Below are 16643 nucleotides of genomic sequence, written 5' to 3'. Positions count from 1 at the left end.
GAAAACTGAGAGTTTTTTTTGTATATTTATGGTCTAAAAGGAAATATTCATCTACAGACCACCCTTTAACGGTGAATATAAAAAAGGATAAAGTTAAAACTATAAAATAAATTATAGGCTGTAGATCTTCGAAAGAAGAGTTTTGAGTCTATTACATATATGATAGCTGTTAACCAACGAAATCAATTGCTCAGATTATTTTCTTTTGATATCCAGAATCCAATCTTGGGTAAATATTTAGGAATAGAGGAAAAAAAAGTGTTTATAGTCATCTGTAATCCTAATAGTTATTGGGATTTCTCCCTGAATCATTTCTTAAAAACAAATCCACTTTTAAAATTTAGACTACAAGAAATTACAGCTACAAGTTCTAGCATTAAAATTTTCTGGACCAATATTTGTAGTGTGATATTCGGAACAACGATTCCTCTGCTTGCGGCGGCTTTATATAGAACACATATATTAAAAACATCATATTTGCAAAAAGCAACAATACACTTACGAGATCATGACGACTAAAACGAATGCAACTTTACTGGTCCTCGCAGGGGGCTTAGGTAGTAGATACAAAGGAAGAAAACAAGTAGCACCGATGGGACCCTCTGGGGAATGTCTTATGGAATACTCCATCTACGATGCTAAAAATGCTGGTTTTAACCAGTTAGTGCTGGTTATTAATGATTATTTTAACCAGGAGACTAAAGATTATTTTCAATCCATAGCCGATAAGGCGGACATTAAATTGGATTTTATTGTACAAGCTCTGGATACTTTACTGCCTGAAAAACATCGGGATAAACTCACCAACAGAGTAAAACCATGGGGAACCGGACATGCTATATTAATAGCAAAAGACGTCATCAAAAACCCTTTTGTCGTAATAAATGCAGATGACTATTACAATAGGAAAGCCTTCGAAAAAGCTTATTTACTGATTAAAAATGGGCAGATTAATGAAGGTCAATACGGTATGGTAGCTTATCCGCTATCTGCAACTTTAAGCGATAATGGGAGCGTTTCACGAGGGGTGTGCACCATACAAAATGGTTTTCTGAAGAAAGTGGTAGAGCACACCAATATTGCTAAAGAAAATGGTATTATCTTCCATACCGATACCTCGGGAAATAAAACAGAGTTGGTTCCTTCTACACCCGTCTCTATGAATTTCTGGATTTTAGATACTTCCATTTTTAAAGTTTTAGAAGCTGAATTTGATCATTTCTTAACCCACCTGAGTTCAGAAAAAGCAGAGCTTTTTATACCTTTTGTTATTGATGATATGATACATCAACAAGACTTAAAAGTAATAGCAGAAGCCTCTGAAGATAAATGGTTTGGCGTAACCTATCCCGAAGATAAGGATTTTGTAATTAAATCCGTTCGGGAAATGGTCGATAGTTGCTACTATCCTGCTTCACTTTGGTAGTGCAGCACTACATCCGGATTTTACAATCTTTTATACCTTTAAAAGAGACTTATAATGTGTCCATCATTCCCATTAATGATGGACACATTAATATCACCCTGCGCGTAGTGATTAATGAGCAGGGAGATTACCGCCAATTTATCTTACAGAGAATTAATCGCTCCATCTTTCATAAGCCTGAGCTCATGCTGCATTCTCTGAATATAGTAAACAGGCATCTTCAAAATTCCGACTACCCCTATGAAGTTTTGGAAATTATTCCCAATCTTAATCAGCAACTTTTTACGGAAGACCAAAATGGGGACTTTTGGAGAATGACCAAATTCATCTCCCATACTTATTGCACAACAAAAGTAAGAGACTTTTCTCAAGCTTATGAAGCCGCTAAGACATTCAGTATTTTTTATTCTAAACTATTCACATTATCTCCGAAATTAATACAAGCCTCTATTCCGGAATTCGTTAATTTCAAAAAAAGAATAAATGATTACAAAAACGCTTTGAATCATGCTACAGAACAGAGAAAACATAAAGCTTCACAAGCTCTCAATTTTATCAACCACCACTTATATTTATTAGAAAGCTTTATTGAAAATCAGCAGAATGATTATTTTCCCGAACGGATTATCCACGGGGACCCAAAGATTAGTAACATATTATTTGATAATCATACGCATAAGGGGCGATGCGTAATCGATCTAGATACCCTCATGCCTGCTACTCTTTTATACGACTTCGGAGATATGGTAAGATCCTATACCAATCTAAAAGATGAAGACGACACTCAGCCCGAAGATATTTTTAGTCCAGCCTATTATGAGGCCGTAAAAACAGGCTTTCTTTCGAATACCTCAGATGTCTTAACGCCTATAGAAAAAGATAATCTGGATTATGCAGGGCAAGTCGTGGTATTTATTCAGGCCATTCGCTTCGTAACAGATTTTTTAAATGGAGATATTTATTACAAAATTAAGTACCCTAATCATAATCTAAATAGAACCAAAAATCAAATCAATTTATTAAGAGAATTATTTAAAATAAAATCTGTTTGCTAATACGCCTGTATTTATACCGCTAAGCGTACTCTGTTTTCACTATCCTATTCTGCATACAATTAAACCGTCATTCCTATATCGATCCCCTTAATTTTACGGTACAGATCTGTAGCGTAATTATCCGTCATACCAGATATATAATCGATAACCCCTAAAACTTTTTGGTAGTCGGAACCGCCTTCATACACAAACTGAGGCGGTAAAAGGCGCAATGCCATTTTATCGTAATTTTTGCGAGAAGATTCTTTTTTTAGGATGGAGGGGATAAAATGATCGAGTAATTCATACATAACGTTATAACCTGCATTCTCAATTTCGACTACGGCGCGATGCTGATAAATATTTTTAATGGAGTAATACTCAATTTTTTCTAAGGCATCACAGTTTTTACCACAAATATCCAAAAGAGATTGATTAAGGCTCCCGTCTAATATTGCCCCTATATTCTGGATATAAATTTCTTTAGTTTTGTTAATCAAAGAATTGATTGCTTTTGCCCTGAGATAGGAAATGCGTTCATTTTCATTGGTTATTTGCTCAAGTTTTCTTTTAATTCGAGGCATATCATCTGCATTTACAGATTCTATAAGGCTTTTAAAAAGGGCTTCACAAGGTTCTGTTTTTACAATGCCTAAGCGATGCGCATCCTCCATGTCGATAATATTGTAACAGATATCATCCGCCGCCTCTACCAGCCACACAAAAGGATGTCGCCTGTAAATTTTAGGTTTCTTCGACATTTGAATTAAATTAACCGAAGCAGCTATGGCTTCAAAAGTCTTTTCTTCACTTTGAAAAAAACCTATTTTTTTACGCTGCAAATCTAGTTTACTAAAATCTTTGGCCGAAGATTCACACGGATATTTAGCAATAGAAGCCAAAGTGGTATAGGTAAGTTTTAGACCGCCTTCATCTTTGCCCACCTGCTGTTGGGTTAAGACTCGAATAGCATTTGCGTTGCCCTCAAAATTAACAAGATCACTCCACTCTTTATCTGAAAAATGCGATTTTAAGCTGTTTTCGTTCCTTTCAAAATAGCTGGCAATAGCATCTTCTCCGGAATGTCCAAAAGCCGGGTTTCCGATATCGTGACACAGACAAGCCGCAGCAATAACATTATTCAAATTATATCGGTAAAAAAGCCTGCTCTCTTCTATTAATTCTTCTTTGAAACTATCTGCTAAATATTCCCCTATGACACTGCCTAGAGAACGACCTACAGAAGCCACCTCTAAAGAGTGCGTTAGTCTGTTATGAACAAAAACGCTGCCAGGTAGCGGAAATACCTGGGTTTTATTTTGAAGTCTTCTAAAGGCTGAGGAAAAAATAATTCTATCAAAATCCCGCTGGTATGCACTTCGAGGGGCTATTGTGTTCTGTTCTGCACCTGACCTTCTAGCTGTAAAAATTGTATTTAAATCCATTACAGCTCCAAAAGTAAATCTAATTTTAAATAAAAAAAATTTTTAAGACCCTATTTACATTTTATTCAACAATTCTACTCTATGAAATGCTCCATCCACTACATCATAATCCAGTCATCCTATTGTATGGAATAATAAAATTTAATCTATTAACACGGAAAAAAGTCCCAAAGCACACTTTTTAAATTTGCCTATATACAAAATATTTAGGCCTGATTTTCGATGTTTTAATTTAATAAATCGAGATTAATTTTTCTATTGAACACAAATATATTCAAATATTGAATAGAGGTGAGGTTGGTCAGCTTATTTAAACATGATATACTCATTACAAGCATAGTAAGAGTTTTTCTTAATTGCCCGCTCAATTAAGATCGGTTCTAATGCTATTATTTTATATTTTTTGAAGATAGGCATCTACCTGCTCTGCACATCGGCGCCCTTCTGAAATTGCCCATACCACTAGGGATTGTCCCCTACGGGCATCACCACAGGCAAATATTTTTTCTTTATTCGTTCTATATTCCAGCTCATTTCCTATTAAATTAAGTCTCGGATTTAATTGGATATCTAAGGATTCCACCAAACCTGTATGCTGCACATGTAAAAAGCCCATAGCTAAAAAAGCAACATCACAATCAATAATAAACTCGGAATCTGGTTTTTCTACAAAAGAGGTATAACGCTTTGTTACGGGACCCCTCATCCATTCTACTTCTGTAGCTTTTACACCTTTTAAATTTCCCTTATCATCTTTTAAAAACTCTTTACAGTTAATCATCCACTTTCTTTCACATCCTTCCTGATGAGAAGATGTCGTCTTCAATATCATGGGGAATATAGGCCATGGCATGGTCTCGTCTCTTTGTTTGGGGGGCATAGGCATAATCTCGATCTGCAAAATCTGTCTGGCTCCCTGTCGATTAGAGGTTCCTATACAGTCGGAGCCTGTATAGGAACCGCCTATTATCAATACTTTTTTATCTTCAACATAAATTTTATCTTCACTATAAGGAATACCACTAACCCTTTTATTGCTCTGCTTTAAAAACTCCATCGCAAAATAAACACCCTTGGCATCTCTATTCGGAATAGGTAAATCCCTGGGAACCGTACATCCGAGCGCTAATATAATTGCATCGAAATTCCGTTCTAATTCCTCAACCGAATAATCTACGCCCACCTCAATACCGGGTTTAAAGATCACTCCCTCCTCCTTCATTAGGTTAATTCTCCTCTGCACAATTTTTTTATCCAACTTAAAATCCGGAATTCCAAATCTCAACAATCCTCCTGCTTCTGAATCTCTCTCAAAAACGCTTACCCTATATCCCATTTTATTTAATTGATCCGCTGCCGCTAAACCAGAAGGACCTGAACCTACGACTGCCACTTTCTTATGCGTACGGGGTATCTCAATTTGCGGTTTCACATAGCCTTCAGAGAAGGCTGTTTCTACTATATTTTTTTCTATTTCTTCTATAGTAATCGGTGCATCGTGTATTCCCAATACACAAGAACCCTCACAAGGAGCGGGGCAAACTCTTCCCGTAAATTCGGGAAAATTGTTGGTGGTTTAAAGTATATCATAAGCTTTCTTCCACTGATTTTTGTATACGGCATCATTAAATTCAGGAATGATATTTCCCAAAGGACAAGCACTCTGACAAAAGGGAATTCCGCAATCCATACACCGAGCAGCCTGGTGGTTCAGTAATTCTGAAGAGGGAAGAGACTGAAACTCCCGGTAGTGCTTTAACCGGCTTTCTACAGCTTCTGGCAGGGGTAAATCCCTATCATATAATAAAAATCCGTCTATCTTTCCCATGACTAAGATTTTGTTTCTTGGTTTTCTTTTTGCTTTTGTAAAGCCTTTTTATAGTCTCTCGGATATACTTTGATAAAGTCATTCAAAGCCTGTTCTAGATCACTCAATAAGTATTGACCAATTTCGCTTTGCGTAACAGCTACATGCTCCTAAATAAGATGCTTTACCAGCTGATTATCCGATGTTTCCAAAGTTTCTAAATCAGTCATATCCGGATTAAAATTTTTGTCTAAAGCTCTATTATGATCCCATATATAAGCGACCCCACCACTCATTCCAGCCGCAAAATTCCGTCCTACATTGCCTAAAATAAGCACTACACCACCGGTCATATATTCGCAACCATGGTCGCCTACACCTTCTACCACAGCAATAGCTCCTGAATTACGCACACAAAAATGCTCTCCAGCTATCCCATTAATAAAAGCTTTTCCGCTAGTAGCTCCATACAGCGCGACATTTCTTTTCGTGCGCTTTTATACGAGAACCTTGGGGTAATTTAACTGCGAGTTTGGCCCCCGAAAGCCCCTTACCAAAATAGTCATTGGCATCTCCCTCCAGTATCATGGTAATACCTCTATTACAGAAAGCCCCAAAGCTTTGGCCTGCTGTTCCTTTAAAGGTAAATAATAAGGCATCCTCTGGCATTCCCTGAGATTTATATTTTTTAGTGACCTCATGAGAGAGTAATGTACCTACTGCCCTATCCGTATTTTTTACTGGAAAAGAAGCCTGTATCTGACCGCCATTCTGCAAGGCCTCCTGAGCAACTTCCAACATTTTCCAAGATATAGAATTCTCCAACCCATGCTGTTGATTTTCGGACTTCACCATCGGTAAATCATTTTCTATTTTTTGCAAGAAATCATGAATATCTATATTTTGATGCTTCCAATGTTTTGGTTTTTCTTTTTTAGTAAGACATTGATATTGACCTACCATCTCGTTAATTGTCCTAAATCCTAGGGTCGACATTAATTCTCTAACTTCCATTGCTAAAAAGGTAAAATAGTTCACCAGCGCTTCTACATTTCCTGAGAATTTAGCGCGCAAATTGGGATCCTGTGTAGCGATGCCTACTGGACAAGTATTGAGTTGACATTTTCTCATCAAAATACAACCCTGCACGATAAGTGTAGAGGTGGCCACCCCCCATTCCTCAGCTCCTAATAGCGTGGCTATTACAATATCCCTGCCCGTCTTTATCTGACCATCGGCTTGCAGCGTGATACGCTGTCTGAGTTTATTTTTAATTAAGGTCTGATGGGTTTCTGCCAAGCCCAATTCCCAAGGTAAACCAGCATGTCGTATAGAACCTAAAGGGGACGCACCGGTGCCTCCGTCATATCCTGAGATTAAAATATGATCAGCTTTTGCTTTGGCTACCCCTGAGGCGATGGTACCTACCCCTGCTTTAGATACCAGCTTAACGCTAATTCGAGCATGCCTATTGGCATTTTTAAGATCATAAATCAATTGTGCTAAATCTTCTATCGAATAAATATCATGATGTGGTGGTGGAGAAATTAACCCCACCCCCGGAGTCGCATAACGCGTTTTTCCTATCCATTCATCTACTTTGTCTCCAGGGAGTTGTCCGCCTTCTCCAGGCTTAGCCCCTTGGCCCATTTTAATTTGGATTTCATCTGCCTCAGAAAGATATCTACTGGTAACCCCAAATCTCCCTGAAGCTACCTGCTTGATAGCCGAACGCATACTATCACCATTTGGCAAACTTTCATAGCGCTGTTCATCCTCTCCACCTTCCCCCGTATTGCTTTTTGCACCAATACGGTTCATGGCAATGGCAATGGTAGTGTGCACTTCCCAGGAGATTGATCCAAAGGACATCGCCCCTGTAGCAAAACGCTTCATGATGTTTTCAATGGGCTCGACTTCCTCAAGAGCTATAGGAGTTCTATCATTCTTAAATTCTAGCAATGCTCTTAAACTTATGGGACTATCACTTCCTTTATTAATGGCTCTGGAATATTTTTTAAAAATTTCATAGTCATTACGCCATGTCGCTTGTTGTAATAGATGAATTGTATTGGGGTTATACTGATGTTTCTCTCCGGTGCTTCTCCACTGATAAACCCCTCCTTCAGGTAATAAACCGCTTTTGGTTACAGTATGAAAAGCTTGTGGATGTTTGATCAATGCTTCTCTGGCAATCTCATCAAAACCTATACCTTCGATTCTAGAGACAGCCCCTGTGAAGCAACTATGAACGACCGTTTTATTAATTCCTATAATCTCAAAAATTTGAGCCGCTTGGTAAGACTGCAAAGTTGAAATTCCCATTTTAGAAAATATTTTGAGTAATCCATCGCCTATGCCTTGTATATAATTCTTCTGAAGTTGTTCTAGACACCCCTCTATTTCTCCAGAAGAATGGAGTTTTCGAATAGAGGCTAACGCCAGATAAGGGTTAATGGCTGTAGCTCCAAATCCCAATAAAACTGCGAAATGGTGAACTTCCCAAATGTCTCCCCCCTCAATTAATATTCCTATTTTGCGACGAACTCCTTTACGCACCAAATGATGGTGCACTGCAGAACAAGCCAATAAAGTAGGAATAGCCGCATGATCTGAGTCTATAGCTCTATCAGACAGGATAAGCACATCAAATCCATCCTCTACTGCATCCATAGCATATCTACAGATGCGGTCGACACCTCGTTTGAGGCTACCGGGCTTTCCATCTGCTTTAAAATAGGTATGGATTGTTTTAGCCTGAAAATTTTGAATATCTATACTTCGAAGTTTTTCTAACTGCTCATTATTTAGAATGGGTTGTGTCAGTATGATAGAATAGGCAAATCTTTTATCTTCCCAGAGAATATTTCCCTTTCCTCCAATAATCGTCGTTAAAGACATTACCATACGCTCTCGAATGGAGTCAATAGGCGGGTTGGTGACCTGTGCAAAGAGCTGTTTAAAATAGGCGCTTAAATGCTGCGGCTTTTCACTTAATACGGCTAAAGGCACATCAAAACCCATAGATCCTACAGGTTCTTTTCCCGTAAGCGCCATAGGTTTTATAATTTGATTTATATCTTCACGAGCATAACCAAACGCATATTGATATTTAAAAATATATTCGGGAGGTAGTTTGGTAAAACGTATTCTAGGATCAGGTAATTCTTCTAAGTGAATCTTATAGCTCTCCAGCCATTCTCTATAAGGTTGAGAATGGCAAATCTCTTTTTTTAGAGTCTCATCACTAATGATAGCCCCTTTAACGAGATCCACCAAAAACATTTTTTCAGGCTGTAGCCGCCCTCTTTTTATAATTTTTGAAGGATCTACAGCTAAAGCACCTGATTCAGACGCCATAATGACCATTCCATCTGAAGTCACACAGAATCTAGAAGGTCGCAAGCCGTTCCTATCCAGAGTAGCACCAATGACTTTTCCATCCGTAAAAGAAATAGATGCGGGCCCATCCCAAGGCTCCATGACACAAGCATGAAATTCGTAAAAATATTTTTTATAGGCCTGCATCGTCTCATTTCCGTCCCATGCTTCGGGAATTAACATCATCATCACATGGGGTAGTGATCTGCCTGCATGCACCAGCATTTCGACCATATTATCCAAGCAAGCTGAATCTTACTGTTGAGGGGTCACACAAGGTAAGAGCATATCGATTTCCTGAGCGGTAAAATAAGGACTTGTAAAAGTTTTCTGTAAAGACTTCAGCCAGTTTAAATTTCCCTGTACAGTATTAATCTCTCCATTATGCGAGATATACCTAAAAGGTTGGGCCAAACTCCAGGAGGGAGAGGTATTGGTAGCAAATCGGGAATGTACCATACCGAAAGCAGATGTAAGCTTAGGATTGGTTAAATCTATAAAATAATGGCGAATCTGAATACTTCTTAATTGCCCCTTATATATTAATTTCTTACAAGAAAGCGAGGCTATATAAAAACCTATAGGATGGTTTTGTAAAATATTGTTAATTTGGGTTGTGATATAATTTCGGAAAACAAATAATTTTCTTTCAAACGTATCTGCATCATCAGCATCAAAAGGTTTTTCAACAAACATCATTTCCATTATAGGCTCTGCTTCTATTGCCAATTGCCCCAATTCGATGTTGTTTACAGGCACAGGTATATACCCTAAAATATTTATATTCAAGCGTTCTGAAGCACGTTGAATAATATTTTTACATTCATCTACTAAGACTTTATTTTTTGGAAAGAAGAGCATTCCCACTCCATAGTCCTCCAATTGTGGCAAATTTATTCCATAAGTGAAAGCTGCTTCTTTAAGAAATTCATGAGGGATCTGAATTTGTATACCCGCCCCATCTCCTGTATTACTCTCATAGCCGGTAGCGCCTCTATGCTCCATATTCTCGAGCATGGTGAGGGCATCTGTAATCACCTGGTGACTCTTGATCCCCTTAATATTAGCTATAAAACCAACCCCACAAGAATCAAATTCAAATTCAGGTCTATATAGTCCATAATTCTCCATCGCTATTAATTTTCACAACTAAAATTAAGGATTATATCCTATAAATATATTTTTTTTATATTTAAAACTCATTTAACACACTTAGATTATTAATTTTGCTTTGAAAAATGTTTTTTAAAGCAAAATTAATATACGGATGTTTTGTTTAAACATTTTTAAAAACTCCCTGGCTACATGGATTGTATAAAATACTGATTATCAATATTAAAGCATAGATGAATCTCGCAAAGAATAAAATAATGATTTGAACAACAACGCTCTATATACTTTCTTTTATTATAAAAATGAACCCTGAAAACACTGGAAGGATCTACTTCTCTATCTAATTAAAAATATTTTTTAAATGAACGAATTAAATAGATCTAAGTCTCCATAAAAAAAGCCTAAAACTAGGTTTTAGGCTTTTTTTGTTTCATTCCTGAGCTTATATATAAGCTTCTATAGGGGTACAAGTACAAATTAAATTTCGATCTCCATACGCTTCCTCAATCCTAGCCGTAGCAGCAAAAAATTTATTATCTCTTACCCATTCCAATGGATAAGCTGCTTTTTCTCTGGTATAAGGTTGATCCCATTTATCTGAAATCATCAGTTCCATAGTATGGGGCGCATTTTTAAGAACGTTGTTCTTAGGGTCTGCCACTCCTTCTGCAATTTCATCAATCTCTTTTCTGATGGAAATCAAAGCTTCTGCAAAACGATCTATTTCTCTTTTACTTTCGCTTTCGGTAGGTTCAATCATCAAAGTTCCAGCAACCGGAAAAGAAACGGTAGAAGCGTGAAAACCATAATCCATCAAACGCTTTGCAACATCTGCGACTTCTATACCCAAGGATTTGAAAGGTCTAAAATCGACAATGCATTCATGGGCCACACGTCCATTTTGATTGCTATACAATATAGAATAGTGTTCTTTTAATATATCCTTAAGATAATTGGCGTTTAGTATAGCGTGTTCTGTTACTTTCTTAAGGCCTTTAGCTCCTAACATTTTAATATAAGCATAGGATATATTTAAAACCAAGGACGATCCGTAAGGAGCAGCTGAAATGGCCGCAATAGCCTTATTCCCTCCTGTTTTAATATTGGGATTAGAGGGTAAAAAATCGACCAAGTGCTTCGCTACACATATAGGCCCCACTCCTGGGCCCCCACCTCCATGAGGAATAGCAAAAGTCTTGTGAAGATTTAGGTGACAAACATCTGCCCCGATGCTTCCAGGGCTTGTAAAGCCTACTTGAGCATTCATATTAGCCCCGTCCATATAAACCTGTCCCCCATTATCATGAATAAGCTGAATAATATCCTTTACATTCTCATCAAAGAAGCCATAGGTAGATGGATAGGTAATCATAATAGCCGCAAGATGGTTCTTATGCTGTTCTACTTTCATTTTTAAATCTTCAAAATCAATTTCTCCATTTTCAAGATTTTTTACCACGACCACCTTCATCCCTGCCATAGCAGCAGAGGCCGGATTGGTGCCATGAGCAGATTGGGGAATGACCACTACATTTCTATGGGCTTCACCTCTGGACTGATGGTATTCCCGAATTACCATAAGCCCTGCATACTCACCTTGTGCACCTGAATTGGGTTGAAGCGAAGTTGCCGCAAAACCAGTAATTTCAGCTAAATCTCGCTCTAATTCTTCAATCAACTGCTGATAACCTAAAGCTTGTCCTTTAGGTACAAAAGGGTGAACAGCGCCCCATTCTCTCCAGGAAAGCGGAAGCATTTCAGCCGCTGCATTTAGTTTCATCGTACAAGAACCCAAAGATATCATCGAGTGGGTTAGAGAAAGGTCCTTTCTTTCTAGTTTCTTAATATACCGCATGAGCTCTGTCTCGGTATGATAAGTATTGAAAACCTCATCCTGAAGTATTTCAGTCGTCCGGATGAGATTTTCTGGTGTAGACCACTCTTCGGTAAATATTAGTTTTACAGAGGCTAAACCTCTAAATCTCGCGAACTCATCTACCAACACCTGCAGATTGCTTAAAGTAGATGTTTCATTAAGAGCTGCACTTAGGTATCCGGGCGTAAAGTAATTAAGATTAATTCCTACTTCCTCTAACTGGGTTTTTAAACGTTGTTTTTCTTCTTCCTCCATTTTAACTTTAACGGTATCAAAGAAAGGAGCCTTCACCACATCATACCCCAATTGATCCAAAGCTTTATAGAGAGCGTTCGCTTTATAATGTACTTGGCTAGCTATAAAATCCAATCCTTTAGGTCCATGGTATACCGCATACATACCGGCCATTACCGCTAATAAAACTTGGGCAGTACAAATATTAGACGTTGCTTTTTCGCGCTTAATATGTTGTTCTCTGGTTTGCAAAGCCATCCTCAGTGCAGGTTTGCCATACATATCCTGAGAAATCCCTATAATTCTACCCGGGATATCTCTTTTATATTCTTCTCTACATGTAAAGAAGGCCGCATGAGGTCCCCCATATCCCATTGGAATTCCAAAACGTTGGGAGGTTCCTACCGCACAATCCGCTCCCATCTCGCAAGGCGACTTTAGTTTAACCAAGGCTAATGGATCACACGCCATGACCACTTGGATATTCAAAGTTTTAGAATGGAAAATCAATTCAGTATAATCCCCCACTTCTCCATTTTTACCAGGATACTGCAATAATATTCCATAGAAAGTCTCATCTAGGGTAGTAGATTTCTCATCCCCTTGAATAATCTCTATGCCTAAGCCAGATGCTTTTGTTTTCAGAACGGCTAGTGTCTGAGGTAATACCAGCTCCGAAACGAAAAACTTATTTATTCCTGCTTTTTTCTGCTCTTTTGTTCTATTGGAAAAAAACATATGCATTGCCTCCGCTGCTGCGGTACTCTCGTCTAGTAAAGAGGCATTGGAAAGAGGGAAACCTGTAAGTTGAGCCATTAGGGTCTGAAAGTTAAGCAGCGCCTCCAAACGCCCTTGAGCAATTTCAGCTTGATAAGGAGTATAAGCGGTATACCATCCCGGATTTTCAAAAATATTTCTTTGAATGGCGGCTGGTAAAATAGTGTCGTGATACCCATACCCGATATAATTGTCAAACTGTGCATTTTGCCCGGCCAAAGCTTTAGAGTGACCCAGCATTTCATATTCTGAAAGCGCCGGAGATATATCCAAATCCTTTTTTAAGCGTATCGGCTGAGGGATGGTTTGTGAGATGAGCTCCTCAATGCTTTTGACCCCAATTTTCTTCAACATTTCGGATTTGTCTTTTTCGCTCATGCTAATATGGCGGTTGACAAATTGTTGTGTGTCCATATAACTTTTATTAGATTTATTTTCGAACCTCAAAGGTTCGTAAAATTACAAATTTTTCGAGCTATATTCAATACCTATTTATAGAGGGTAACTAAACTAGTTTTTATTGATTTGATTAAATTTTAACCTGTTGTGCATTTAGGGAATAAAAAAAGAAAAAGATTGTTCATTTGATTAAAAGACCATATATTTAATTGATTACCATTATATTAAATATATGAACAATCTTATTCAAAACTACAAAATTATTTTAAAAGAATTAACCAATATCTGTACACATATTGATTCATCCAGGCAAATCAGGATTCCCAAATGGTCTGATCTGGAGCTTGTAGCGCTTAATATTACTGCGGAATATAGGTCTATTAACTTTGAATTACAACTATTTAGATGTATTTCGGGAACAGATTTGGAAGATAAAATAGAAAGAAGTGTATACAATAGAAGAAAAAGAAAACTTTTCTGCTACATAGAGGAAATAAGAGAGACCCTAAGTTGTAAATTTTCAGGTTTCACAGCTATTTTTGTAGTGGATTCCACCCCTGTTGCAATTGGTAAAATGAGTCGGGCAAAATAATTTGTTCCACCGAGCCAATAAAGCCCGAATTTGGATATGCTACGGCACAGAAAATAGGTTACTTTGGCTTTAAACTTCATGCAGTTTGCGATAAAAATGTCATCTTGCATTCGTTTGATTTTTCACCAGCAAATGTTCATGATGTAAATGACCTGCACCATATAAAAGAAACTTTCCAAAACTGCCTTTGAATAGGAGACAGGGCTTATATAAGCAAAACTCTTCAGGTGAATTTATTCCATCATTCCAACATCAGTCGTTCAGTACCTAGGCGTAAAAACCAACAGCATGTTGCCCAGTTTTCAACCACAAAAGCAAAGATTAGAAAACGAATTGAAACCAATATTTCACAACTCTGCGGACAATTTTCCATTCATATCCATTTTGCAAAAACATTTCAGGGTTTATCCACCAGAATAGCTTCAAAAATAACTTATTTTACCCTGATTCAATACCTCCATTTTTTTGTCTTTAACAGAAGATTAAACAGGTTAAAAGTGAATCTGTTCTAAATGTACAACAGGTTAAATTTGAAAAAGATTACTAGCAGGTGAAGCCTCTTTGACTCTATTTCTTTGCTAATGAGTTTGACCTGTAGGAAATAAAAATCATTCTATTCACGAGGTTATAGGGCGAATATTTGCTGGGTTTTAAAGAAATGAAAATAGAGGAGATAATCGTCTATTATATGGGAATAATCACTCTTATAGCTTTTATTTATTAGAATTAATCCCTACTTTTGATTAAAATATTTTTTATGAAAAGTCTGACACCTGCGGAGGAAACACTTATGCATACTTTATGGACCATAGAACAGGGTTTTCTTAAAGATGTTATGAAAGCCTACCCGGAACCAAAACCTCATCACAATACCATTGCTACTGTATTGAAAATTTTAGTTGAAAAAGGGTTTTTAAAGGTAAAAGCATTTGGAAGACTACACCGATATGAAATAAAAGTTACAAAAGAACAATACTATCAACAACTCCTACGTCTTTTTATAGATGAATACTTTCAATCGTCTCCCCAACTTTTATTAGCAGAAATGTTTAAACTTGAACTTCTGGTAGAAGATCATCTTCATCCTTATTTATCGGCAAGTATAGAAGGCGGGACTTCAAAAAAAACAGAGAAGAAAAAAGAACAGAAGAAAAACAGCAAAACAACAGACAAGAAGAAAAAAGAAAAATTGAAGAAAAAGAAAAAAATAAAATCCTAGAAATTTTATAAAATAAAGAAGCGGCAATTAAATTGCCGCTTCTTTATTTTAGCTTAGTATCTATTGTTAAATGATCTTCTTGGCTTTTCCTCTTTAGGTCTAGCCTCAGATACATTTAGATTCTTTCCCTGGAACAGCGCTCCATCTAAAGATTCAATTGCCGATCTAGCTTCATCACTATCAGGCATTTCCACAAACCCAAAACCCCGAGAACGACCGGTTTCTCTATCCATAATAATCTTTGTAGATTCAATGCTTCCGTATGAAGAAAAAAGTTCTTGTAACTGAGTCTCTTTAACTGAATAGTTAATGTTAGAAATAAAAATGTTCATTATAAAAAAAATTAAAATTGTCGATTAATAAAATTTAAAGTAATCAACAAACGAATGAACATCGTATTGATTTCCATAAATAATGTGGGCAAGATACAACAATTTTATCGAAAATGATAAATTACTTCCAAAAGATTAAAAGATTGTTTTCAAAAGAATATATTCGAAAGCTTATTTTTGATTACTCATTTTATAGACAAAGTTATAATGTGCTTATTATAGCGGTTTTATAAGTTTATTTTTAAAAATATCATAAGCTTTACTATTTAAAATTTCGGATAAAACATGACCTTGACGTGAAGCCGAAATATAAATTTCTGTATTATTAGCTTCTCATACTCTAGGGGGTACTCCTTTTCAATCCAAGAATAGATCAATCTAGCTTTTTTATATAGGTTTACCTGTTGTGCATTTAGAGAATATACTGGAAAAAGATTGTTCATTGGATTGAAGAACGGTATATTTAATTGGATGTCAATTAGTTAAATATATGAACAATCTTATTCAAAATTACGAAACTATTTTAAGAGAATTGACAAAAATCTGCAGTCATATCAAAACTACTAAGAAAATAAGAGTTCCAAAACTCTCTGATTTGGAAATTTTTGCACTCAATATCACTGCGGAATATAGGTCTATAAACTCTGAATTATCACTATTTAGAACCATTGAAGGGACAAAATTGGACGCAAAAATAGAAAGAAGTGTGTTTAATAAAATAAAAAGAAGACTTTTTCCTTTTATTGAAAAAATAAGAGAAACATTAAGTGGAAAATTCTCTGATTTTACAGATGTCTTTATTGTAGATTCTACGCCCATAGAGATCTGTAAAATCAGTAGAGCCAATCGTTCTGGGATTTGTTCTACAGAAGATCTTAAATCCACTTTTGGCTATTGTGCAGCACAGAAAACACGGTATTTTGGCTATAAACTTCATGCCGTATGTGACAAAAACGGGATCTTTCATTCGTATGATTTTTCCCCTGCAAATGTCCATGATGTGAACGA

The 16643-nt window shown here is 36.8% G+C and carries 7 protein-coding genes and 3 pseudogenes; 5 read left to right on the top strand and 5 right to left on the bottom strand.

Annotation, left to right across the window (positions count from 1 at the left end):
* The first annotated feature begins 508 nt into the window (after nucleotides 1-508).
* Together GNY06_RS10275 and GNY06_RS10270 are read left to right on the top strand one after the other, a co-directional pair.
* Nucleotides 509-1426 carry a nucleotidyltransferase family protein gene (locus GNY06_RS10275; protein ID WP_166519988.1) on the top strand — a complete coding sequence of 306 codons (918 nt, stop codon included), beginning with the start codon at nucleotides 509-511 and terminating at the stop codon, nucleotides 1424-1426.
* A 56-nt stretch (nucleotides 1427-1482) separates the two neighbouring features.
* Entirely contained in the window at nucleotides 1483-2481 is a 999-nt protein-coding gene (locus GNY06_RS10270; protein ID WP_317163784.1) for a phosphotransferase, read from the top strand.
* Nucleotides 2482-2540: 59 nt separating this feature from the next.
* Here GNY06_RS10270 and dgt read toward each other — a convergent pair whose 3' ends face one another.
* From dgt to gcvP, 4 genes and pseudogenes are all read right to left on the bottom strand, one after another.
* Nucleotides 2541-3905, bottom strand: a complete 1365-nt coding sequence (gene dgt / locus GNY06_RS10265) for a dGTP triphosphohydrolase (RefSeq protein ID WP_166519987.1) — start codon at nucleotides 3903-3905, stop codon at nucleotides 2541-2543.
* Nucleotides 3906-4299: 394 nt separating this feature from the next.
* A pseudogene (locus GNY06_RS13800) lies at nucleotides 4300-5733 on the bottom strand (glutamate synthase subunit beta).
* Nucleotides 5734-5735: 2 nt separating this feature from the next.
* Nucleotides 5736-10224 (bottom strand): annotated as a pseudogene (gene gltB / locus GNY06_RS10245) (glutamate synthase large subunit).
* A 424-nt stretch (nucleotides 10225-10648) separates the two neighbouring features.
* A complete protein-coding gene (gcvP, locus tag GNY06_RS10240) occupies nucleotides 10649-13507 on the bottom strand; it encodes an aminomethyl-transferring glycine dehydrogenase (RefSeq protein ID WP_166519985.1) in 2859 nt (952 codons plus the stop codon).
* Nucleotides 13508-13724: 217 nt separating this feature from the next.
* On the opposite strand from gcvP, the pseudogene GNY06_RS15290 reads away from it, so the two are divergent.
* Together GNY06_RS15290 and GNY06_RS10225 are read left to right on the top strand one after the other, a co-directional pair.
* A pseudogene (locus GNY06_RS15290) lies at nucleotides 13725-14596 on the top strand (IS982 family transposase).
* Nucleotides 14597-14841: 245 nt separating this feature from the next.
* Nucleotides 14842-15303 carry a BlaI/MecI/CopY family transcriptional regulator gene (locus GNY06_RS10225; RefSeq protein ID WP_166519983.1) on the top strand — a complete coding sequence of 154 codons (462 nt, stop codon included), beginning with the start codon at nucleotides 14842-14844 and terminating at the stop codon, nucleotides 15301-15303.
* Nucleotides 15304-15356: 53 nt separating this feature from the next.
* Here GNY06_RS10225 and GNY06_RS10220 read toward each other — a convergent pair whose 3' ends face one another.
* Nucleotides 15357-15635 (bottom strand): RNA recognition motif domain-containing protein, encoded by a 279-nt coding sequence (locus GNY06_RS10220; protein WP_166519982.1) that lies wholly within the window; start codon nucleotides 15633-15635, stop codon nucleotides 15357-15359.
* A 490-nt stretch (nucleotides 15636-16125) separates the two neighbouring features.
* Here GNY06_RS10220 and GNY06_RS10215 point away from each other — a divergent pair.
* Nucleotides 16126-16643: transposase (locus GNY06_RS10215; RefSeq protein WP_166519981.1), on the top strand; the 518-nt coding region annotated here is incomplete at its 3' end.

The sequence above is a fragment of the Elizabethkingia argenteiflava genome, from assembly GCF_009904105.1.
GTDB lineage: Bacteria > Bacteroidota > Bacteroidia > Flavobacteriales > Weeksellaceae > Elizabethkingia > Elizabethkingia argenteiflava.
This window is presented reverse-complemented; position numbering and strand designations above follow the sequence as displayed.